At 36.7% G+C, this 23,206-nt stretch carries 24 protein-coding genes and 1 other annotated feature; of the genes, 21 read left to right on the top strand and 3 right to left on the bottom strand.

Going from position 1 to position 23,206, the window contains the following annotated elements; genetic code table 11:
- The first annotated feature begins 25 nt into the window (after positions 1-25).
- The 18 genes from mreC to pheA all read left to right on the top strand — a co-directional run bounded on the left by mreC (position 26) and on the right by pheA (position 16,796).
- Entirely contained in the window at positions 26-877 is an 852-nt protein-coding gene (mreC, locus tag MHH66_RS04540) for a rod shape-determining protein MreC (RefSeq protein ID WP_002129256.1), read from the top strand.
- A gap of 14 nt (positions 878-891) precedes the next feature.
- The gene (gene mreD, locus MHH66_RS04545; RefSeq protein ID WP_002015371.1) at positions 892-1,437 is read left to right on the top strand and encodes a rod shape-determining protein MreD; all 546 of its coding nucleotides are present in this window, start codon (positions 892-894) and stop codon (positions 1,435-1,437) included.
- Between the two features lie 35 nt (positions 1,438-1,472).
- Positions 1,473-2,159: a septum site-determining protein MinC gene (gene minC, locus MHH66_RS04550; protein WP_002015372.1), complete on the top strand. Its 687-nt coding sequence runs from the start codon at positions 1,473-1,475 to the stop codon at positions 2,157-2,159.
- Positions 2,160-2,161: 2 nt separating this feature from the next.
- Positions 2,162-2,959, top strand: a complete 798-nt coding sequence (gene minD, locus MHH66_RS04555; protein ID WP_000503308.1) for a septum site-determining protein MinD — start codon at positions 2,162-2,164, stop codon at positions 2,957-2,959.
- Between the two features lie 133 nt (positions 2,960-3,092).
- Positions 3,093-3,839 carry a M23 family metallopeptidase gene (locus MHH66_RS04560; protein WP_002034147.1) on the top strand — a complete coding sequence of 249 codons (747 nt, stop codon included), beginning with the start codon at positions 3,093-3,095 and terminating at the stop codon, positions 3,837-3,839.
- On the top strand, positions 3,832-4,692 hold the full coding sequence (locus MHH66_RS04565; RefSeq protein WP_002088816.1) for a M50 family metallopeptidase: 861 nt from the start codon (positions 3,832-3,834) through the stop codon (positions 4,690-4,692). Before MHH66_RS04560 ends, MHH66_RS04565 begins: the two co-directional genes overlap by 8 nt.
- A 42-nt stretch (positions 4,693-4,734) precedes the next feature.
- Positions 4,735-6,144 (top strand): Rne/Rng family ribonuclease, encoded by a 1,410-nt coding sequence (locus MHH66_RS04570; protein ID WP_002034148.1) that lies wholly within the window; start codon positions 4,735-4,737, stop codon positions 6,142-6,144.
- 77 nt (positions 6,145-6,221) lie between these two features.
- Positions 6,222-6,300 (top strand) — a sequence feature (ribosomal protein L21 leader region).
- A gap of 14 nt (positions 6,301-6,314) precedes the next feature.
- The gene (gene rplU, locus MHH66_RS04575; protein ID WP_000270907.1) at positions 6,315-6,623 is read left to right on the top strand and encodes a 50S ribosomal protein L21; all 309 of its coding nucleotides are present in this window, start codon (positions 6,315-6,317) and stop codon (positions 6,621-6,623) included.
- Between the two features lie 11 nt (positions 6,624-6,634).
- The gene (locus tag MHH66_RS04580; protein WP_002138477.1) at positions 6,635-6,979 is read left to right on the top strand and encodes a ribosomal-processing cysteine protease Prp; all 345 of its coding nucleotides are present in this window, start codon (positions 6,635-6,637) and stop codon (positions 6,977-6,979) included.
- 3 nt (positions 6,980-6,982) lie between these two features.
- Positions 6,983-7,273: a 50S ribosomal protein L27 gene (gene rpmA / locus MHH66_RS04585; RefSeq protein ID WP_000944957.1), complete on the top strand. Its 291-nt coding sequence runs from the start codon at positions 6,983-6,985 to the stop codon at positions 7,271-7,273.
- Positions 7,274-7,336: 63 nt separating this feature from the next.
- Entirely contained in the window at positions 7,337-7,885 is a 549-nt protein-coding gene (locus MHH66_RS04590) for a sporulation initiation phosphotransferase B (RefSeq protein ID WP_002015377.1), read from the top strand.
- Positions 7,885-9,168: a GTPase ObgE gene (gene obgE / locus MHH66_RS04595; protein WP_002015378.1), complete on the top strand. Its 1,284-nt coding sequence runs from the start codon at positions 7,885-7,887 to the stop codon at positions 9,166-9,168. The genes MHH66_RS04590 and obgE overlap by 1 nt, the downstream gene beginning before the upstream one ends.
- Positions 9,169-9,339: 171 nt before the next feature.
- Positions 9,340-10,047: a response regulator transcription factor gene (locus tag MHH66_RS04600; protein ID WP_002067394.1), complete on the top strand. Its 708-nt coding sequence runs from the start codon at positions 9,340-9,342 to the stop codon at positions 10,045-10,047.
- Entirely contained in the window at positions 10,037-11,119 is a 1,083-nt protein-coding gene (locus tag MHH66_RS04605) for a HAMP domain-containing histidine kinase (protein WP_050399547.1), read from the top strand. The genes MHH66_RS04600 and MHH66_RS04605 overlap by 11 nt, the downstream gene beginning before the upstream one ends.
- Positions 11,120-11,212: 93 nt before the next feature.
- The gene (locus MHH66_RS04610; RefSeq protein ID WP_000114530.1) at positions 11,213-11,989 is read left to right on the top strand and encodes an ABC transporter ATP-binding protein; all 777 of its coding nucleotides are present in this window, start codon (positions 11,213-11,215) and stop codon (positions 11,987-11,989) included.
- Positions 11,964-13,886, top strand: a complete 1,923-nt coding sequence (locus MHH66_RS04615; RefSeq protein WP_078184463.1) for an ABC transporter permease — start codon at positions 11,964-11,966, stop codon at positions 13,884-13,886. The genes MHH66_RS04610 and MHH66_RS04615 overlap by 26 nt, the downstream gene beginning before the upstream one ends.
- A 49-nt stretch (positions 13,887-13,935) precedes the next feature.
- The gene (locus tag MHH66_RS04620; RefSeq protein ID WP_063218771.1) at positions 13,936-15,849 is read left to right on the top strand and encodes an ABC transporter permease; all 1,914 of its coding nucleotides are present in this window, start codon (positions 13,936-13,938) and stop codon (positions 15,847-15,849) included.
- Positions 15,850-15,944: 95 nt separating this feature from the next.
- Complete coding sequence (gene pheA, locus MHH66_RS04625; RefSeq protein WP_002015384.1) at positions 15,945-16,796, top strand: prephenate dehydratase; 852 nt, start codon at positions 15,945-15,947, stop codon at positions 16,794-16,796.
- Between the two features lie 112 nt (positions 16,797-16,908).
- Here pheA and MHH66_RS04630 read toward each other — a convergent pair whose 3' ends face one another.
- From MHH66_RS04630 to MHH66_RS04640, 3 genes are all read right to left on the bottom strand, one after another.
- The gene (locus MHH66_RS04630; protein WP_012261756.1) at positions 16,909-17,556 is read right to left on the bottom strand and encodes an MOSC domain-containing protein; all 648 of its coding nucleotides are present in this window, start codon (positions 17,554-17,556) and stop codon (positions 16,909-16,911) included.
- An 84-nt stretch (positions 17,557-17,640) separates the two neighbouring features.
- A complete protein-coding gene (locus MHH66_RS04635; protein WP_002034157.1) occupies positions 17,641-18,183 on the bottom strand; it encodes a transcription repressor NadR in 543 nt (180 codons plus the stop codon).
- On the bottom strand, positions 18,183-19,325 hold the full coding sequence (locus MHH66_RS04640; RefSeq protein ID WP_063218770.1) for an IscS subfamily cysteine desulfurase: 1,143 nt from the start codon (positions 19,323-19,325) through the stop codon (positions 18,183-18,185). The genes MHH66_RS04635 and MHH66_RS04640 overlap by 1 nt, the downstream gene beginning before the upstream one ends.
- 153 nt (positions 19,326-19,478) lie before the next feature.
- On the opposite strand from MHH66_RS04640, the gene nadB reads away from it, so the two are divergent.
- From nadB to nadA, 3 genes are read left to right on the top strand one after another with little or no spacing between them, the layout of a single operon-like run.
- Positions 19,479-21,008, top strand: a complete 1,530-nt coding sequence (gene nadB, locus MHH66_RS04645; protein ID WP_063218769.1) for an L-aspartate oxidase — start codon at positions 19,479-19,481, stop codon at positions 21,006-21,008.
- A gap of 19 nt (positions 21,009-21,027) precedes the next feature.
- Positions 21,028-21,861 carry a carboxylating nicotinate-nucleotide diphosphorylase gene (gene nadC / locus MHH66_RS04650; protein WP_063218768.1) on the top strand — a complete coding sequence of 278 codons (834 nt, stop codon included), beginning with the start codon at positions 21,028-21,030 and terminating at the stop codon, positions 21,859-21,861.
- 30 nt (positions 21,862-21,891) lie between these two features.
- Positions 21,892-22,998, top strand: a complete 1,107-nt coding sequence (nadA, locus tag MHH66_RS04655; protein WP_063218767.1) for a quinolinate synthase NadA — start codon at positions 21,892-21,894, stop codon at positions 22,996-22,998.
- The last annotated feature ends 208 nt before the right edge of the window (positions 22,999-23,206 follow it).

Consider the following 23,206-nt stretch of genomic DNA (forward strand, 5'->3'; position numbering starts at 1 on the left):
TCAATGAAATTAAGAGGGTGTGAACGTGCCACAGTTTTTCTTAAACAAAAGATTAATTGTTTTGTTAGTTAGTATTATTCTTCTCGTGGCATTGATTGGAATCTCATTGAAAGAACGGAACAGTTTATCATGGCCAGAGCAGTTTATAAAAGATACTGTCGGTGTTGTAGAACGTGTATTCCAAAAGCCAGCGAATTATGTTGCCGGATTCTTCGAGAACGTAGAAGATGTAAAGCGCACGTATGAAGAGAATAAAAAGCTGAAAGCAAAATTAGATTCTACCGCAGATTTATCTGCAGTAGTGAAAAATTTAGACGATGAGAATAAAAAACTACGAGAATTAACTGGTAAAGAAAAGTCCCGTGGTGATTATACGGAAGTACAAGCTAGTGTGGTTTCTCGTAATCCCGATAAATGGTACGATTTAGTTGGAATTGATAAAGGAGCACAGCAAGGGATCAAAAAAGATATGGCTGTTGTAACTCCGAAAGGTTTAGTTGGACGCGTAAAAAGTGTATCTCAGTTTACATCTTCAGTAGAGTTGTTAAGTTCGATGAGCCGAACAAACCGTGTTTCTGCTATTGTACAAGGACAAGAAAATATCTTTGGATTAATTGAAGGTTACGATAAAGAAAAACAACTACTTCTTTTCACAAAGATTAGCTCTGATGCAGAGGTACAAAAAGATCAACTAGTTGTAACATCTGGACTTGGTGATATCTTCCCTAAAGGTCTTGCGATTGGGAAAATTGTTGATGTTCAGCCAGATCCATACGGTTTAACAAAAACGGCTTATGTAAAACCATCCGCTGATTTGAATGATGTAGAGCATATTATAGTTGCAAAACGTGATATGCCTACAGCGCCGTTAGAATAGGAGGGAGAGAAGAGATGATGACGATTTTAAAAAGAGCAGCTCTTCCTCTTTTGCTCCTTTTTGTTTTTTTATTTGAAAATATGTTCTCTACTGTTGTTCCAACAGACGTCTTTTGGAAAGGCAGTATAGCAGCACCGCATTTCTTTATAATTGTGTTATGTTTTATTACAGTGTACTATAGTCCGGTTCAAGGGATTTACTACGGACTATTATTTGGTTTCTTATTTGATACCGTATACACGGAACTTGTCGGTATATATATATTTGCTTATCCGATTTTAGCTTATTTAGTTTATAGTGTGATGAAAGTATTACAATTGAATTTATTTATTGTCGCTTCTATCGTACTGGCTGGCATTGCAGCATTAGAGTATTATGTGTATGGGTTTTTAACTTTGTTAGGACGTACTCACATGTCAGCATCTGTCTTTTTCACAGATCGTCTCCTTGCTACTTTATTGCTAAATGGAATTTTCTTATTAATAGTTTGTTTCCCACTGAGACGATATTTAGTGCGTCTTTCAAAAGCGATAGAAGAAAAAGAAAAAAGGATTTTCTAATTTTATGTCGAATTGAATCGGTGGGGTGAACTTTAGTGGAAGAAAAAAAGCAACAAAATGTAACGATAAAAGGGACAAAAGATGGAATAACACTTCATTTAGATGATTGCTGTTCATTCTCTGAGCTACTAAAAGAATTGGATGAAAAGCTTTCTACACATTACTATGAGAGTGACGGACGGTCTTTAATTGAAGTGCGTGTTAAAGTAGGAAATCGCTATTTAACAGAAGTACAACAAGAAGAGATTCGTACGTTAATTCGCAATAAGAAGAACCTTGTTGTAGAATCAATCGAAAGTGATGTTATAACAAAAGCAGAAGCAATAGCTTGGAAAGAAGAAACAGAAATTGTCCCTATTTCCAAAATTGTTCGCTCTGGACAAGTGTTACATGTAAAAGGCAATTTATTATTAATTGGAGATGTTAATCCAGGCGGAACGGTTATCGCTGGGGGGAATATTTTTGTCTTGGGATCATTAAGAGGAATTGCACATGCGGGGTATGATGGAGATTCAGAAGCTGTTATTGCTGCATCTATTATGAATCCTATGCAACTCCGAATTAGTGATGTGACAATGCGGGCTCCGGAAGAGAAAGAAGACGGAGCAGAGGCGGCAGAATGTGCGTACATTAATGAGAATAATCACATTGTTGTCGATCGCCTGCAACTTCTCACTCATCTTAGACCTAATTTAACAAAGTTAGAAAGGGGAATTGTATAGCTGTGGGAGAGGCAATAGTAATTACATCTGGAAAAGGCGGAGTAGGTAAAACTACAACGTCTGCGAACATTGGTACAGCCCTTGCGTTATCTGGAAAAAAAGTGTGTTTAATTGATACAGATATCGGTTTACGCAATTTAGACGTAGTAATGGGGCTAGAAAATCGTATTGTATTTGATCTTGTTGATGTCGTTGAAGGGCGTTGTCGTTTACCTCAGGCTCTTATTAAAGATAAGCGTTTTGATGATCTTTATTTATTACCTGCAGCACAAACGAGTGATAAATCGGCGGTAACACCTGAACAAATGGATGAATTAATACAAGTATTACGTCAAGATTATGATTACATATTAATTGATTGTCCTGCGGGGATTGAGCAGGGGTTTAAAAATGCAGTAGCAGGTGCGGATAAAGCAATCGTTGTAACAACACCAGAAGTATCCTCAATGCGTGATGCGGATCGTATTATCGGGCTTTTAGAGAAAGAGGATATTGAACCACCGAAACTTGTCATTAACCGTGTGCGTAGTCATATGCTTCATGAACAGGATATGTTAGACGTTGATGAAATCGTACGTACACTGTCAATCGAGCTTCTTGGAGTTGTCGAGGATGATGATGAAGTTATTCGTGCTACGAATACAGGTGAACCTGTAGCGCTGCAACCTAGTGGGAAAGCAGCAATAGCTTATCGTAATATTGCAAGACGCTTGTTAGGTGAGAATGTACCATTACAAGCATTTGAACAAGAAAAAGTATCGGTATTTACAAAGATGAAAAATTTCTTTGGAATCCGTTAAAAGCACTTCGCATAAATGCGGAGTGCTTTCTTTTTTCTTCGCATGAATATCTTCCTTCTATAACTCATACATATGTACAAACTGTATATAACTGTTTCTATTTGAATAAGGCTAACGAAAGAAAGGAGACAGTATGAAGAATAGACGTGTGGAAGAAATTAAAAAGCGGATTGCGAAAAGGAAAGCAGAGCAAGAATTGCTAGAAGAAGAGCAGTATTTTGCGGGAGGAGATTTTGATAGCGAAACGGTCTTTATTGAAGAGGGGGAGAAGGAAATTCATCCTCTATTTCGAAAAGAAGTTTTTCTCTTCAAAGTTTTGCTATCAGCAATATTAGTTCTTTCGGTTGCTATTTTATTTAAGAACGCACCTTCTTCTTTTGATGGTACTAGAGCTGTTACAGAAAAAGTTATGCAAGAAGAATTTCAATTTGCTACTATATCAAAATGGTATGAAAATCAGTTTGGAAAACCTCTCGTGTTCTTTTCTCCAAATGAGAAAAAAGAAGAGGCTATTCAGCAAAAGGATTATGCGATTCCTGCCTCTGGAAAGGTGATGCAAGGATTTCAAAAAAACGGCCAGGGTGTATTTGTTCAAACGGCTACAAATGCAACGGTGGAGTCAGTAAATGAAGGTATAGTTGTTTTTGCGGGCAAGAAAGAGGAACTTGGAAATACAGTTCAAATTCAGCACGCTGATGGTACGGAGTCATGGTATGCAAATTTAAATGATATGTCAGTAAAATTATATGATTACGTTTCAAAGAAACAAAAAATTGGAATAGTGAGTAATGATGAAAATAATAAAAATGGCAAATTTTATTTTGCAATAAAAAAGAATGAAAAATTTATTGATCCAATTCAGGTGATTTCATTTGATTAAATATAGGGATGTTTTCACGAAAATTTCTGTGCATCCGTTGTTTTGGGTTATTATTGTCATTGGTATTTTTACAGCACGTTTTAAAGAGTTACTATTACTATTTTGTATCGTTTTAGTTCATGAACTTGGGCATGCTTTTGCCGCAGCGTATTATAATTGGCGTATTAAACAAATTCAGCTTTTGCCGTTTGGTGGTGTAGTTGAGATGGAAGAACATGGGAATAAATCATTAAAAGAAGAATTAATTGTCGTTATGGCGGGGCCAATTCAGCATATATGGATGATTGCAGTCGCTTACATTTTGTATAAAGCGGGCTGGGTAACTGACGATTTGTACCATTTCTTTGTATGGAATAATGTCATTATTTTAGGGTTTAATTTATTGCCTATTTGGCCACTTGATGGTGGAAAAGTATTATTTAATGTATTATCATATCGTTTTCCCTATTTACAAGCACATGAAAAGATGATGAAATTGTCATGTGTTTTTTTTAGTGTAATATTAGGATGGCAGTTACTTTGGAATAGTAATAACATTATGATGTGGGTATTACTCGTTTTTCTAGCGATTTCTTTATATCAAGAATGGAAACAAAGACGGTACGCATTTATGCGTTTTTTATTAGAGCGTTATTATGGGAATAAAAGAGATATTGAAAAAATAGCACCTATTGAGGTGAAAACGGAAGATCATTTATATACGATTTTCACAAAATTTCGCAGAGGATATAAACACTCTATTATCGTCCATGGAAAATATAAAGAGCATTACACATTGGACGAAAATGAATTGTTGTATGCGTATTTTGCTGAAAAACGAACAACCTCATCTGTTGAAGAATTAATTGGTTAGTGTTGACGACGACACTAACCTTTTATATTGTAAGGAAAAGAAATGAAAAGTGAGGAAAGAATTTTGAAGACGTTATATATTAACTACACTGGTTCGGAAAAGCGTGTTGCGATAGAAGAGAAACAAAAAATTGTAGAGCTTTTATGGAAACGGAATGAAGAGCAGGAGATTGTCGGACATATTTATGTTGGGCGTATCGTAAGAACAATTGCTGGAATGAACGCAGCCTTTGTAAATATCGGATTAGAAAAACACGCATATCTTTCATTTGATGATGTACCATCTTCATATCGCATACATGAAGGACAGGCGATACTTGTACAAGTTGTGAAAGAGGCAATTGATACGAAGGGGCCAAAATTAACGGCGAAGATAGAATTTACCGGAAAATATGTCGTTTACATGCCCTATGATGAAATGCGCGCTGTTTCTCGGAAAATAAAAAATAATAAAAGAAGACAACAGTTACTGGGAATTGAAGTAGAAGGGACAGGTGGATACATTTTCCGTTCTGCTTCTGAAAAAGGAACGATCGATGAAATACAAGCTGAAATGCAAGGGTTGCAGCAGTTATATGAAGAGTTAAAAAGAAAAGAAGATCAAGGGAAGGCGCCCTTACTACTTCATCAACCAGCGACGTTTTTAGATCGTGTATTTCAGGAGAACCCAATTGAAACAATTGAAAAAATAGTTGTAGATACGAGAAGTATAGTAAAAGAATTAGAAGAAAAAGTAGGGAAAGAAAGAGTATCCTTTTATAATGAAAAATCTTCGATGTTTAACCATTTTGGAATAGATCGTGAAATCGAGAAAGCACTTCAAAAAATTGTGTGGCTACCAAATGGTGCCTATCTAATTGTAGAACAAATGGAGACGATGACTGTAATTGATGTGAATACAGGTAAATTTACTGGAAAACAAAATTTACAAGATACCGTATTTCGCACAAATGAAATGGCTGCTGAAGAGATTGCTCGTCAATTAAGACTTCGTGATATTGGCGGGATGATATTAATTGATTTTATTAATATGAAAAGACGGGAAGATAAAGAGAAGGTAAGAGAGCGTTTAATGATAGCTTTACAAGATGATCGCACATATACAAGAGTGCTTGGGTTTACAGAGTTAGGTATTTTAGAGATGACGCGTAAGCGCAAGAAACATTCGTTGCGTGACGTATTATTAGAAGAGTGTGCGCCTTGTAAAGCGACAGGTTACGTTATATCTAATGAAACAATTGCGTATGAGCTAGAGAGAGAGCTTATTACTTATGGTAATATAGAGGATGAAGCTGTATTGATTGGTGCTTCAAAAAAAGTACAAAAACATTTTTCACAAAAAGAATTACAAAAAAATATTCCATTTGAAATTTATTTCAAAGATGATATTATCGAAAAGTACGCTATTATCCGTTTTGGAAGTAAGAAAGAAATTGTAGAACGGAAAAAATAGTTAGCAGAACATTCATTGACAATAGTCAATGAGTCATGGTAATATTTTTATGTTATAGTTTATAGCACCTAAACTGCTATATGCTACAACCGCACAAGACAGGTTCCCTAAAGACATTTTATGTCTACCTCGTTTTTGGCGAGTCTTAGTAATTAAGAGGAGGTGCAAGTATGTACGCAATTATCGAAACAGGTGGAAAACAAATTAAAGTTGAAGCTGGTCAAGCAATCTACATTGAAAAATTAGATGTTGAAGCTGGTGAAACTGTTACTTTTGACAAAGTTCTTTTCGTTGGTGGCGAAAACGTGAAAGTTGGTAGCCCAGTTGTAGAGGGTGCAACAGTTACTGCGAAAGTTGAAAAACAAGGTCGCGCTAAGAAAATCATCGTTTTCAAATACAAAGCGAAAAAGAACAATCGTAAGAAACAAGGTCATCGTCAACCTTACACTAAGCTAGTAGTTGAAGCTATCAACGCTTAATTCTGGTTAAGATGATTAAGATTACGATAAGTCGCACGAAACTAGGAAGTATCCGATCATTTAAAATGACTGGACATGCCAATTATGCGCCACATGGACAAGATCTTGTCTGTGCTGGAACTACAGCGGTTGTGTTTGGTTCTATAAATGCAGTGGAAGAACTTTGTAATGTGCAGGCAACTATTGAACTCGGAAGTGATGGCGGATTCTTGACGTATGAATTGCCTAATGATTTAGACGTTCATACAGCAGAAAAAGCACAAATACTTTTAGAAGGATTGGTTGTTTCACTTAAGACGATTGAACTTGATTACGGAAAGTATATCCGTTTAATAGAAAAAGTGCAGGAGGTGTAACGTATGTTAAGATTAGATCTTCAGTTTTTCGCATCTAAGAAAGGTGTAGGTAGTACAAAGAACGGTCGTGACTCTCAGTCAAAACGTCTTGGTGCTAAACGCGCAGATGGTCAAACGGTTTCAGGTGGTTCAATTCTTTACCGTCAACGCGGTACAAAAATTTATCCAGGTGTTAACGTTGGTCGTGGTGGCGATGACACTTTATACGCGAAAGTTGACGGCGTAGTACGCTTTGAGCGTCTTGGTCGTGACCGCAAACAAGTGAGCGTATATCCTGTTGCTCAAGAAGCATAAGAACTCACGGAAAACTCTAACCTGAGTGCAGGTTAGAGTTTTTCTATATTAAGGGGTATCTAAATGAATGAAAAATGGACAATTATAGATGCGTTGAGCCACTCGAGACATGATTGGCTCAATCGTTTGCAGATGGTTAAAGGAAATCTTTCCCTTGGAAAAGTGGAAGAGATTCATAGGCTCATCGATCGTTTTGTCCAAGAAGCGAGACAAGAATCCAATCTGATGGGGCTATCAATGCCTTTATTTTCAGAGTGGATTTTAACATATAATTGGAAACAGCAACCGTGCTTATTGGAGTACGAAGTATTAGGGAAATTACATAACTTATCTCATCTAGATGAGACTGTATGTACATGGACGAATCAGTTTTTCTTAATGCTTCAGCATAGTTTAGACGTATATGTTGAAAATTATGTTTGTATCACAATTGAAAGTGACGCGGAGAATGCTCGTTTCTTTTTTGATTTTCGTGGAAAGCTAACGAATGTAGAAGAACTACAAACGTGGCTTGCGAACGAAAACAATAAATGGTATTCCATTTCTTATACAGTACGAGACGAAGAAGTCTCAGTTATATTACAACTAATCGAAAAAAGTGTGGTGAAATAATGTTTGTAGATCAGGTCAAGATATATGTAAAAGGCGGCGACGGTGGTAACGGAATGGTTGCGTATCGTCGTGAGAAGTATGTACCTAAAGGTGGCCCAGCAGGTGGCGACGGTGGTAAAGGTGCAGATGTTGTTTTTGTTGTTGAGGAAGGCTTACGTACATTAATGGACTTCCGCTACCAACGTCATTTCAAAGCTGATCGCGGTCAGCACGGAATGAGTAAAGGTCAGCACGGTCGTAAATCTGAAGATTTAATCGTAAAGGTTCCACCAGGAACAATAGTGAAAGATGAAAAAACAGGTGAAATTCTTGCCGATTTAGTAACGCATGAACAAACAGCTGTAATCGCAAGAGGTGGCCGTGGTGGCCGTGGTAATTCACGTTTCGCAACAGCGACGAACCCAGCGCCAGAAATCGCTGAGAACGGGGAACCAGGTCAAGAACGTGATGTCACGCTAGAACTTAAAGTGCTAGCAGATGTTGGACTTGTTGGATTCCCAAGTGTAGGTAAATCTACATTATTATCTGTTGTATCATCAGCGCGTCCGAAAATTGCAGAATATCACTTTACAACAATCGTTCCGAATCTTGGTGTTGTTGAAACTGGTGATAACCGCAGCTTCGTTATGGCTGACCTTCCTGGACTAATTGAAGGCGCACACTCCGGCGTTGGACTTGGACACCAATTCTTACGTCATATCGAACGTACACGTGTAATCGTACACGTTATCGATATGTCTGGTTTAGAAGGACGTGAGCCATATGAAGATTATGTCACAATCAATAATGAACTAAAAGAATACAATATGCGTTTAACTGAGCGTCCACAAGTTGTTGTTGCAAACAAAATGGATATGCCAGATGCAGAAGAAAACTTACAAGCATTTAAAGAGAAATTGGGAGACGAAGTGAAAATTTTCCCAATCTCAGCTGTAACGAAACAAGGTGTTCGTGACTTACTATTTGAAGTAGCGAACTTATTAGAAACAACACCAGAATTCCCAATGTACGATGATGTAGAAGAATCTGAAGCAAGTGTAATGTACAAATTTGAATCTGAATCTAATTTTGAAATTACACGCGAAAGTGATGGCACATTTGTTATTTCTGGTTATGACATTGAGAAAACATTCAAGATGACAGACTTCTCACGTGATGAATCTGTACGCCGATTTGCTCGTCAAATGCGTGGAATGGGTATTGATGAAGCCCTTCGTGCACGTGGTGCAACAGACGGAGATATTGTGAAAATTCTTGAATATCAATTTGAATTTATCGATTAAGACTGCCGAAATATGGCGGTCTTTTTTTTCGTTATTTGAGTCCAGTAAAAACCCAATTCATATAGGAGAACCATAAGTCGATATAGGAAAAAATCCCCATTGATTAAAGTTTCAATTTATAATAGAAAAAGGAGTGATTTTAGAAGAATATTTTATGGGGAGAAAAGGAATATGTATAAAATATTAATTGTAGAAGATGATGAAAAAATTGCAGAGATATTAGAGGAGCATTTAGAAAGGTATGGATATCAATCTTTCAGAGTGAGCGATTTACGGCATATAAAAGATGAGTTTGTAAAAGTAAGTCCTCATCTTGTGTTACTTGATATTAATTTACCATACTTTGATGGCTTCTACTGGTGCCGCCAAATCCGCACTGTATCGAATGCGCCGATTATTTTTGTTTCTGCAAGAACAGGGGAAATGGATCAAGTAATGGCGATTGAAAATGGCGGAGATGATTACATTACGAAGCCATTCCATTTAGATATCGTAATGGCAAAGGTGAAAAGTGCACTCCGCCGCGGGTATGGTGAGTATGCTTTGGCCGCGGAAAGTGACTGCTTAGGTGTTAATGGATTGTTATTATTCCCATCACAGCACACGGTAGAGTGGAAAGGTCAACAAACGGAACTTACAAAAAATGAGTTTTATTTATTAGAATGTTTAATGAAACAAGCAAATCAATACGCGACACGTGAAGAGCTGTTAGAGGCTTTATGGGATGAAGTAGCTTTTGTTGATGATAATACATTAACCGTGAATGTAAAGCGTGTAAGGAAGAAACTTGAGGAGTTAGGCATTAAAAATGCAATTGTCACAAAGCGTGGGTACGGTTATGCTCTTCTTACTGAGTGGGGCGAAGGGCATGAAGGTTAAAAATTACCTCATAGACCGCTTTTCTTTAATTATTACTTATATTGTAAGCCTTTGTTTATTTGGACTCGTATTGCAGCTGCAAAGCCTTTTAGAAAAGCGTGCGCTGGACTGGAGTACATGGTTATACGGACTTTTATTAGGGACAGTTGTGTTTAGTGTATACCTTATTTACGATTATCGAAAACGAAGTGTGTTTTTAAAGAGAATAGAACAGTATATTGCCGGTGGACATACATTACATGACTCTTTACTTATTGATACTTCTTATACAGCAGAGCAAGAACTGGTCGTTGAAGCGTTTACGCTATTAAGGCAGCAATATATGAATGAGGTTCATAAGCAGCATGCAAAAGAGCAACAGCAAATGATTTTTATGAACCAGTGGATCCATCAAATGAAAACACCAGTATCCGTTATTGAATTATTGTTACAGAAATATGGTAAGGAACACCGTGAAGCAAGGGGAACGATTGAAAGTATTCGTGAAGAAAATAACCGTATTTTAAATGGGTTAGATTTAGCGTTACATATGGCAAGGTTAGATCAATTTTCGAAAGACTATAAAGTAGAAGTAGTAAATGTTATAGAGGTCATTCGAGATATTATTAATGAAAATCGGAAGTCGTTCATTCAATCTTCTGTATTTCCGAAAATGATGTTTGAAGAAGAGACTTGTATGATTGCGTCTGATAGAAAGTGGCTTAGTATCGCGATGAGCCAAATTGTTGTGAATGCAATTAAGTATACAAAAATTTCAGAAGCAGAGAAAAAAGAAATTCAATTTCAAATTGAAGAGAAAGATCAAAAGGTGTTATTACATATTAAGGACAATGGAATTGGTATTCCTGAGCAAGATGTAAAGCGTATATTTGATCCGTTCTTTACGGGAATAAACGGCCGTAAAACAAGGGAAGCGACAGGTATGGGTTTATATATTACGAAGGAAATCTGCGATAATTTACATCATGGAGTGTATGTACAATCAACTGAAGGGGAAGGAACAACAGTTACGTTCCAATTTGCAAAAGATGAAGAATATCATACATTAATGAGAAAAATGACAAAACTGTAAGATAACAAAACGTTTTGTAAGGGAAATCACTCGTTTCTTTTTCTTATTTTTCTTATAGTAAATGTAAGAAGAAAACACGTAGGGGGATTAGAAATGAGTGTTCTTGAAGTAAAAGGGTTAACAAAGGTGTACCAATCAAAAGGTTCAGTAGCGACGACTGCTTTAAATGATATAAATTTTAAAATTGAAGAAGGCGAGTTTGTAGGGATTATGGGGCCTTCAGGAAGCGGAAAAACAACGCTTTTAAATTTATTAGCAACAATTGATAAGCAAACTTCAGGTCATGTGCTTGTAAATGGTGAAGAAATTAATCAAATGCGTGCTGCAAAATTAGCGGAGTTTCGTCGTACACATTTAGGATTCATCTTCCAGGATTTTAACTTACTTGATACGTTATCGATTAAAGAAAATATCATTTTACCACTTGTAATGGCGAAGAAATCTGTAAATGAAATCGATGCGAAAGTGCTTGAGATTGCAAAGTTTTTAAACATCGAAGAAATTTTAAATAAAAAAGTATATGAAGTGTCAGGCGGACAACAACAACGTGCAGCAGCAGCGAGAGCAATCATTCATGAACCTACGCTAATTTTAGCGGATGAGCCAACTGGAAACTTAGATTCGAAGTCAGCAAAATCATTAATGAGCGCGTTGCAAGATTTACATGAACAAAAGAAAGTGACAATTGCAATGGTAACGCACGATCCAGTAGCGGCGAGTTATTGCGAACGTATTCTTTTCATTCGCGACGGAGAAATTTTCTCAGAAATACATAAGGGAAGAACGAAACAAGCCTTTTTCCAAGAAATTCTGGATGTACTTGCGATGCTAGGAGGAGAATATCATGAACTTTCGCCAGCTCGCGCTTAATAACGTAAAAGGAAATTGGCGTAATTATAAAGCGTTTCTTATTAGTAGCTGTTTATCGATTGTCGTATTTTTCATGTATGCTTCCTTCATTTATCATCCAGATGTCGTAAGCGGTAATATTAGTATGAGGGATATGATCTCAAAAGGGCTAGAATCGATGAATTATATTGTAGTCATCTTCTCAGCACTCTTTATTTTATATGCGAATTCAACATTTTTACGAGCAAGAAAAAAAGAGTTTGGTCTATTAACATTAATAGGCGGAACAAAATCTCAACTTGGCCGAATGATTATATTAGAACAGCTTATGTTAGGTAGTATTGCAATTGTAGTAGGTATTGGGCTTGGCATGCTTTGTTCAAAATTATTTTTCCAAGCATTAAGCGTAATATTGAAAATAGATAAAACACTTCCACTCGTATGGAATAGTAAAGCAATTCTTATTACAGCTGGTGTATACTTTATTCTATTTTTAATCCTATCATTGTTTAGTGTTTGGACAGTAGGGCGCTTGCAAATTATTGATTTATTAAGAGAAGCAAGAAAACAAAAAGTAGAACCTTTTGCATTTACATCGTTATGTGTAGTTGGTATAGGATGTATTATTGTTGCATATGTACTTAGCTTCCAAGTGACATTTATGAATTTTATCATACTGTTTTTACCGATTGTAGGGCTGACGATAGGCGGAACGTATTTACTGTTTACACAAGGTAGTACAGTCGTATTAAAAGCACTGCAAAAAAGAAAAAGATCTTTTTATACATATCCAAACATGTTCGTACTTAGCAATCTTATTTATAAAATGAAAGATAATGCTCGTTTTCTATTTGTAATTTCTATCATTACGGCGGTTGTATCTTCGGCAGTTGGTACACTGTACGTATTTTTTGAGGATATGAGTTATAAGGCAGTAACTAGTACCCCGCATGCTATTTCGTATGAGGAAAAAGGCATTCATACGCATAATGTCATAAAAGAAGGGAAAACAAAAGAATTAATAAAAAAACATGGATTTGAAGAAGCGCGAGAAGTAACGTATGTAAAACTTCCTGGAACTCAAAAAATCACGATGTTTAACAGTGAACATGAAGTACCGATGGCGATTGTTTCAGAAAAAGAATATAATGCTGAAGCACGTAAACAAAAGAGGGAGCAAGTTAGAGAAGTTCATAATGCACCAGGTAGTGCAACGATGGTCATAATGGATATGGCGAAAGATATGATGAAGGTAGATCTTGCAAAACCATATGAATTTAAAATTAACGGACAAACGCAGTCTGTTCAATTAAATGAGCCAACTCCATTTTCTGTTTTTAATGATAGTGAATATCTCATTGTGAATGATCAAGATTTTGAGAAATACGCAAAGCTCGTACCAGATGAAGAAAAGACGAAATATTACGGTTATTATATAGAAGACTGGAAAAGTACGGAAGACCTTGTGTTAGATTTGAAAAAGGAAGTTGCACCAGATAAGCAAGAGGAATTAAATAACTCGGTGCTCGCTTATAAAAATATAAGAGAATCAGGAGCAATTACGATGTTTATCGGTTTCTTTGTAGCTGTACTGTTCTTCTTCTTCGCTTGTAGTATGACATACTTTAAATGGTTTAACGATAAAGAACAAGATCGTATTCAATTTAAATCGTTAAAGAGAATCGGTATGACAGATAAAGAAATTCGTAAAATTGCAATTCGACAAATGGGTGTTATCTTCTTTATCCCAATTTTAATCGGTACAATTCATAGTGGGTTTGCTCTTCATACGTTAGGGAAAATGCTTTATATCGATTTATGGAAATCAGGTTCGATTGTAATTGGAGCATATATTTTAGCTTCTGCCATTTACTTTATGATCGCGCAAAGAGGATATTTAAAACACGTAAAAAGCTAGGGAAACCTCTAGCTTTTTATGTGTGTAGTAAGTTACAGGAGGACGATAGATGAACATTCAGCAACTGGCGCTGCAAAATATAAAGGGGAATTGGCGTAATTATAAAGTGTTTTTCTTAAGTAGTTGTTTTGCGATATTTGCTTCTTTTGCATACATGTCTGTCATTGTACATCCGTATATGCAAGAGACGATGTGGTATCAAAATGTACGCTGGGGACTTATCATATGTAACGTTATAATTATTTCTTTTTTCGTCATATTTATTTTGTATTCTACTTCTATTTTTATAGAAGCACGTAAGAAAGAATTAGGATTATATATGTTAATGGGAGCGACGAAGTCTAACGTAATAGGGGTGATTATGACCGAGCAAATATTGATCGGGATTTTCGCAAATATTTTCGGTATCGGGCTTGGTATGATCTTTTTAAAACTCTTTTTTATGGTGTTTAGCATGTTACTTCGCCTTCCGAAAGAACTTCCTGTTATATTTGACATGAGAGCGATTGGTGTAACGTTTGTTACATATATGGTCGTCTTTATTGTCTTATCTTTTATAAGTGCTTTACGTATATGGAATATAAAAATCATCCGGTTATTGAAAGAATTTCGAACAGATAAACGGGAGAGGAAAACATCAAAGTGGCTTTGTTTATTCGGTTTTGCTTGTTTAGTGGGTGGATATGCGTTAGCACTACAAGTGACGATGCAAACGATAGCATTATACTTTTTCCCTGTGTCTATACTTATCTTTTTTGGAACGTATTTTTCTTTTACACATGGTGTTAGCCAATTGTTAGAAGTGATAAAACGAAATAAAAAGATTATGTATACATATCCGTATTTATTTATAGTGAATCAATTGTCACATCGAATGAAGGAAAATAGTCGCTTTTTCTTTCTGTTGTCTATGGCAACAACGTTTGTCGTTACGGCGACAGGTATGGTGTTCTTATATTTTTCTAGCATGCAAGATATGTGGCGTGGCGGAGGAGTACACTCGTTTTCGTACATAGAAAAAGGTACTTCTGCTCATGAAGTTTTCGAGAAAGACAAGGTTGAAAACTTATTACATCAATATGGATATGATAATTTTCAATATATGAGTTTTGTTGGAGTGTATGCATCCTTTCAGTCCAATAAGGGAGAAACAGAGGTAGCGCCGCTTATAAAGGAAAGTGAATACAATCAAGAGGCAAGAAAACAAAAACAGAAAATGTATTATCCTAAAAAAGGAACAGTTACACTTGTCTATTATAATAAACGCAATTATCCAAATGTATATAATCAAAAAGAGATTCAATTGCAAGTAATGAATCAAGCGTACCCATTCGTATTTAACGGTCAGAAAGAAGGGGTACAATTTAACTATCACCCTTCATACATTAATGGTCTGTTTTTTGTCATGAATGATGAAGATTTTAACAGTATAGCAAATACAATTCCGGATTCTGAAAAAATGATATATAGAGGGTATACATTACCAAATATCGAAAATACGAAGGAATTAAACGCGGATTTACGGAAACATATGAAACATGATACAAATGATGCGTTTCGAAGTAATATGGAATTATATGTGAATATGAAAGAAGGTGGTGATATTACTCTATTTATAGGCTCATTCATTAGCATATTATTCTTCCTTACTTCATGTAGTATCGTATATTTTAAATGGTTTCATAATATTGCATCCGATCGAAAGCAGTACGGGGCGCTCTCTAAACTTGGAATGACGAAGGAAGAAGTGTGGAAGATTTCTCGTTGGCAATTGTGTATGCTATTTTTTGCGCCAATTATAGTAGGGAGTATGCATAGTGCAGTTGCATTATATACGTTTCATAATACTCTTTTTATGGACGGATCATTAAGAAAAGTGGGATTGTTTATTCTGTTTTATATCGCTGCATGTATCATCTATTTCTTCTTCGCTCAAAGAGAATACAAGAAACATTTAGACTAGCGAATGCTAGTCTTTTTTTAATATTCGAAATTCTCATAGAAGAATATTAAAAAGTATGGTATAACAGTAAGAAAACGAAAAAGAGGGAAAAGACGATGATTCGAGTAGGATATTTAGGACCAGAAGCGACATTTACAAATATGGCGGTGAGTCGTTTTTTTCCGGAAGCAGAGCATGTACCGTATCGAACGATTCCGGATTGTATTGATGCAGCTGCAAATGAAAATGTAGATTATGCGGTCGTACCGTTAGAGAACGCCATAGAAGGTTCAGTTAATATAACGGTTGATTATCTCGTACATGAGCAGCCACTTTCCATTGTAGGAGAAATTACAGTGCCAATTCAGCAGCATTTACTCGTACACCCGCAGTACGAAGAAGTGTGGAAAGAAGTATACGCTGTACATTCTCATCCGCATGCCATTGCACAGTGCCATAAATTTTTAAATGAGGAATTAAAAGGGGTAACCGTTCGCGATATGACATCAACAAGCGCTGCTGCACAATATGTGAAAGAACATCCTGAAGAAAAAATTGCAGCTATTGCAAATGAAGCAGCGGCAGAAAAATACGGATTAACAATTGTAAGGCGTGATATTCATACGCATAAAAACAATCATACACGTTTCCTTGTTCTCCATAAGAAAAAGAAAGCAGTACTCCCAAATAACGGAGAAAACCGAGGAGAGAAAACGACGCTTATGATAACGTTACCCGCTGATTACGCAGGGGCACTATATCAAGTGTTATCAGCTTTCGCATGGAGAAAATTAAACTTATCCAAAATCGAATCTCGCCCGATGAAAACAGGTCTTGGAAATTACTTTTTCTTAATCGACGTAGATAAAGCATATGATGACGTATTATTGCCAGGCGTAATGATGGAACTTGAAGCACTCGGTTTTTCTGTTACAGTGCTGGGGAGTTATTCTTCTTATTGGTTGTAAGAGAGGTGGATGAACTGTCGATATTTCCCTTCTAATCGCTGATATAATTTTATCGGATAATACATTTTGTGATAGATAAATAGAATCCCACCTATAAATGGTGGGATTCTATTTATTTTAACTTCGCAAGACGATCCTCTAACTGACCACGCCAAATCTCGGCTAGTTCTGGAACAGCAAGAACCTTCTCAATGCCATCTTTATCTTTCCTATTATGAAAATAAATTTCGTTAGAGAACAAAACAGATACATTGTTTGATGGACGCTCTAGTAATGTAATTTTAGAATCTTTACGCACAGTACCTTCTTGAAGAACGCGGCATAAGTAGCCAGTATATCCAGTTGCTACAATGCGTGGTAAAATGCCAGGAATACCGACACGTTTTGAAATTGTGCTACAAGGTACGCGAGCTTGTGTTACTTGAATGATTGCTTCGCCTAGTTGATATGTATCTCCGATGCAAACATCACGCTCTAACATATTTGTTACGGTAATGTTTTCGCCAAATGTGGAAGCTGGAAGTGTAGTTTGAAATTCCTCTTCCCATAGTGCGTAATGCTCGTGTGGGTACACACAAACTGCGCGATCAGGTCCCCCGTGGTGTTTTAAATCCGCTACATCATCACCACGGAATCCGTCTTTTGAGAGGAAGGCCTCTTCTGTAGGATCTTTACATATACCTGTTATCATTTCTTTATCTTCGCCATATTTCATTTGTTTCGGTTTACCAGTGCTAAAGTGAACGAGTTCAATTCCCATATTTGATCTCCTTTACAATTGATTTCAATATTATATCACTAAAAAAGCACAGAGAATGATGAAAAACTCTGTGCTGTACATTAATTAATAAACGAGAAATCCAGCTCGATCTAGTGCCTCACAGGCAGCATCTAATTTTTCTTTAGAATCTGCTTCGATTGTATGTAAGTGAATACCATCTGTTAGTTGCGAAAGATAGGAAGCGTTTGTGTTTTCGATTTTTTGTAAATATTGTTCTACATCGAAGCGATTACTTACCATAATCGATGCTGTTAAGTCGCCGTATACAGGATGCTCAACTTTTACGTCTTTAATCGTAACGCCGTGGTCAACTAACATAGTAAGTTCTTGACGTACTTCTGCCGGTTTATGTTGGCATACGATTACGCGTTCGAAAGCTTGTTGTCTTGTTTGTGGCTTTAAATATAAATATCCTTGTGCAGTCGCAATAATTGGTTCATTTCGTGCTTTTAGTAAGGAAATGTCTTGAACGATAACTTGCCTACTTACGTTTGTCTTTTTAGATAGTTCATTCCCTGATAACGGTTCATTTGCAGCAAGAAGCCACTCAAGGATGAGTTGTCGTCTTTCTTCGCCTAAAATCTTTTTTTGATCATTTTGTTTCATTATGATTTAACACCTCTATAAAATTGATTTCCAATTGTGTGTAGTGCATGAATAGTTGTATCAATTTGTTCTTTCGTTGTGTGATGTCCGAAAGAAAAGCGGACATATTGTTTTGCCTCTTCATACGTTTTTCCAATTGCAAGCATTGTTTTTGAAGGGTCTTGTTTACCTACTTGGCAAGCACTTCCAGTTGAAATGGCTATACCATGACGGTTACATTCTAACATTGTATACTGACCTTCTATTCCTTTTATTGTAACCCCAATAATATGTGGTAAACAAGAAGTAGAATGTCCTTTCACTTCAATTTCTAGAGGAAGTGTTTGTAATTGCTCTAAAAAATAAGATCGTAATTGTTTAAAACGAAAGCTCTCTTCCTTTTGATTCTTTAATATATGCTCTGCGGCTGTTAAAAAAGCAGCGATTCCAGGAACGTTCACTGTACCAGGGCGAAAGCCTTTTTCATGAGAAGTTCCTGGAAATACTTGTTCCCAGCGAACTTGCGGATTTATATAGCAAGCTCCAACTCCTTTTGGTCCGTATATTTTATGGGCTGAAACAGAGAGGCTATCAATCTCCAGCGCTTTAACGTCTATTGGAAGTTTACCAAACGTTTGAACACAATCCGAATGAAATAAAACATTATATTTTTTTAAAAGTGCTCCGATCTCTGCAATGTTTTGAACGGTCCCGATTTCAGAGTTTCCGTGCTGTATACTTGCTAGAGCAGTATCTTCTGTAATAGCCGCTTCTAAATCTACTAAATGAATTATCCCACTTTTATCAACAGGAATCTCAGTAATAGTATAACCTTGCGATTGTAAGGATTGAAAATAACTTCGAATCGATGCGTGTTCCATAGGTGTCGTAATAATGTGCTTTCCATTTCTAGCATTTAGAAGGGATTGAATCGCAAGGTAGTTAGATTCTGAACCGCCGCTTGTAAAGAATACACCTTGTTCCTTACCCCCAATCATTTCTGCAAATGTTTCTCTACAAACTTGCAATAAAGATGATGCGCTTCCGCCGATATCGTGTAAACTTTGTTCATTTCCGAAATATTTCTTTGCTGCTTCTACATATGTTTCTAAAGCTTCTTCGCTCATAGGTGTTGTCGCTGCATAATCTAGATATATCATCATGTAATTTCCTCTCTTCGGTAAGAGTGACATTTGTTTTCGTTTTTAGAATGGTAGTGAAAATAAGAATTGTAAAAAAACTCTTGTCATTATTTTAAAACTATGTAAATATAGGTGTCAAGACAGTTGGAAAGTGTAAAGTGGGAGGCAACAATTATGCCAAGTGCAGATGTCTTGATTATTGGAAGTGGCGTTGCGGCGCTTCGTGTTGCGAAAGAGCTTTGTCACGAAAAGAATGTGATAATTATCACAAAAAAAACAGGACGTAATAATAATACACATTTAGCTCAAGGAGGAATTGCAGCAGCAGTTGCTACATATGACGATCCGAGTGGGCATTTTGAAGATACATTAGTGGCAGGTTGCCATTATAACAACGAAGAAGCAGTTCGTTATTTAGTTGAAGAGGGACCGAAAGAAATAAGTAAGCTTATTACGAATGGAATGAAATTTGATGGGGATGAAAAAGGGATCCACCTTGGTAAAGAAGGGGCGCATCGAAAACGGCGCATTTTACATGCCGGAGGAGATGCAACTGGTAAAAATCTGTTAGAGCATTTAATACAAGAAGTAGTTCCGAACGTTACTGTCGTTGAGCATGAAATGGTGCTCGATTTTATTATAGAAAATAATAAATGCATAGGAGCTTTAACGCGAAATAGTGAAGGGAAGCTGAAGCGTTACTATGCTGATAATACGGTGTTAGCATCAGGAGGAATAGGTGGTTTGTACGCCTTTACATCGAATGATGAGACAATTACAGGCGATGGACTTTCGATGATATATCGAGCTGGGGGGGAACTTGTTGATTTAGAATTTGTACAATTTCATCCGACGATGTTATACGTGGACGGGCGATGTTGTGGTCTCGTTTCTGAAGCAGTCCGTGGTGAAGGAGCTGTCCTTATAAATGGAAAAGGACAGCGTTTTATGATGGATATACATCCCGGGAAAGATCTCGCACCACGTGATGTAGTGGCAAGGGCTATTCATGAACAACTTCTTGCAGGTGAAAAAGTGTACTTAAACATCGAAACCATTCAAAACTTTGAACAACGTTTTCCGACCGTCTCATCATTATGTAAAAAGAATGGTATTGATTTAAAAGAAAATTCTATTCCGGTCGTACCGGGCGCTCATTTTCATATGGGCGGCGTGAAGACGAATTGTGACGGAGAGACGTCCATTTCAAACTTATATGCGGTCGGTGAAGTGGCTTGTAATGGAGTTCATGGTGCGAATAGATTGGCGAGTAATTCATTATTAGAAGGTCTTGTGTTTGGAAGACGAATAGGAAAACACATTTTAGCTAAGCCAGCAGAGGAAAGAAAAAATGTGCCGGAAGAGAGAGGGAAAAGTTTTATAGCTCTTAATGATTTACCGTTGAAAGAAGAAATACAAGAATGCATGATGAAATATGTTGGGATTGTGCGAACTGAGAAAAATTTATCATATGCTCAGAGATGGTTTAGTAGGTACGGTGTGCGAAATATGATCTTACAATATGATGCACTTACAAATGAAGAGATAACGCTTATTAATATGTTAACAGTTTGTGAGCTTATAACAGTATCAGCTTTGCAAAGAGAAGACAGTGTTGGTGGTCATTATCGCATTGATTATCCAGAAAGAAATAGCGTAAAAAAAGAGATTATCCGAGTGAGAAGAAAACTACAACTTGTTTAATAAGGGGAAGAGGGGTTTTATGAATACGTTAAAAGTTAAGGAAGCATTAAATCGATTTTTTCTAGAAGATATAGGAGAAAGAGATGTAACATCTCAGCTTATCTTTCCCGATAATGCACTTGCGAAAGGAACGTTTCTTGTAAAGGATACAGGGGTATTTGCAGGGTGCTTAGTAATTGAAGAAGGATTTAAATTAATTGATCAGAGAATTGAAGTTGAACTTCATAAAAAAGATGGGGATCTTGTAGAAAAAGGCGAAATAATTGCAACCGTGCAAGGCCCAATCGCATCATTATTAACGGCAGAGCGCGTTATATTAAACGTTATTCAGCGTATGAGCGGGATAGCGACGATGACACGTAAGGCGGTTTTTGCTTTAGATAGCAGTCATACACGCATTTGTGATACGAGAAAAACGATGCCAGGACTACGTATGTTTGATAAATATGCTGTAGTATGCGGGGGCGGATTTAACCACAGATTCGGTTTATATGATGGTGTCATGATTAAAGACAATCATATTGCTTTTGCTGGCTCGATTACAAAAGCTGTTACATCGGTGAAAGAAAGATTGGGACATATGGTGAAAGTAGAAGTCGAAACAGAGACAGAGGCGCAAGTAAGAGAAGCAGTAGAGGCCGGTGCAGATGTTATTATGTTCGATAATCGTACGCCAGAAGAGATTCGTGAGTTTTCAAAAATTGTACCAAGTGTCATCGTTACGGAGGCTTCAGGTGGTATTACAATTGAAGATTTATCAAAATACGGAAAAACAGGGGTAGATTATATTTCACTTGGAGCGTTAACACATTCAGTGAAAGCACTTGATATTAGTTTTAATATTGAGGCCTAATGAGAGTGGTTTAGAGGGGGAGAATCATAAATGGGTATTTTAGAGAAAGTTCAGCCAATCGAAGTAATGTTACCAGAGCGTTATCAAACGATGTCTACATTAGAGATGGAAGAGCGTGTCCGTGAAATTAAAGAAAAAATGGGGGCATTACTATTTATTCCAGGACATCATTATCAAAAAGATGAAGTGGTGCAATTTTCAGATGCAGCAGGGGACTCACTTCAACTCGCGCAAGTTGCAGCGAATAATAAAGAGGCAAAATATATTGTGTTTTGTGGTGTGCACTTTATGGCAGAAACGGCAGATATGTTAACGACAGATGATCAAATTGTCATCTTACCAGATATGCGTGCCGGCTGTTCTATGGCAGATATGGCAGATATTGAACAAACAGAAAGAGCGTGGAAAGAGCTCGCGAAATTATTTGGGGATACGATGATTCCATTAACGTATGTAAATTCAACAGCTGCGATCAAAGCGTTTTGTGGTCGTAATGGAGGGGCAACAGTAACCTCTTCTAATGCAAAACAAATGGTGTCTTGGGCGTTTACACAAAAAGAGCGTCTCTTCTTTTTACCAGACCAACATTTAGGAAGAAATACAGCGTATGATTTAGGTATTCCGTTAGAAAAAATGGCAGTGTGGAACCCGCATACAGATTCATTAGAGTACGATGGAGATATAGAAGAAATTCAAGTGATTTTATGGAAAGGCCATTGTTCTGTTCATCAAAACTTCACTGTGAAAAATATTGAAAATGTGCGAAAAAATCATCCGGATATGAATATTATTGTTCACCCTGAATGTTGTTATGAAGTGGTTGCTGCTTCTGATTATGCAGGATCAACGAAATATATTATTGATATGATTGAAGCAGCTCCGGCGGGAAGTAAGTGGGCGATTGGTACAGAGATGAATTTAGTGAACCGAATTATTCAGCAACATCCAGATAAAGAAATTATTTCGCTAAATCCGTTTATGTGTCCTTGCTTAACGATGAACCGAATTGACTTACCTCACCTGTTATGGGCACTTGAGAACATAGAAAGAGGAGAACAAATTAACGTTATTCGTGTAGAGAAACAAGTAACAGAAGAGGCAGTTCTTGCATTAAATCGTATGTTAGAGCGCGTTTAAAGCAGCGGGATTTCCGTTGCTTTTTTTCGTACATATAATCATAACAAGGATGAAATAGGCATACATTGTGTTGAGGAAATCATTGCGGTTTTTCTATGCTTATTCCACTTCGAATCATATTGGAAATAGAAGAAGTGATAAAAGTAAAAGAAGTTAATGTTGTTTAGAAAGTGTTACTTCAAAGTGTTTTTACTTATAGATAAGTTAT

The sequence above is a fragment of the Bacillus sp. FSL H8-0492 genome, from assembly GCF_038006145.1.
Taxonomy (GTDB): Bacteria; Bacillota; Bacilli; order Bacillales; family Bacillaceae_G; genus Bacillus_A; species Bacillus_A mycoides.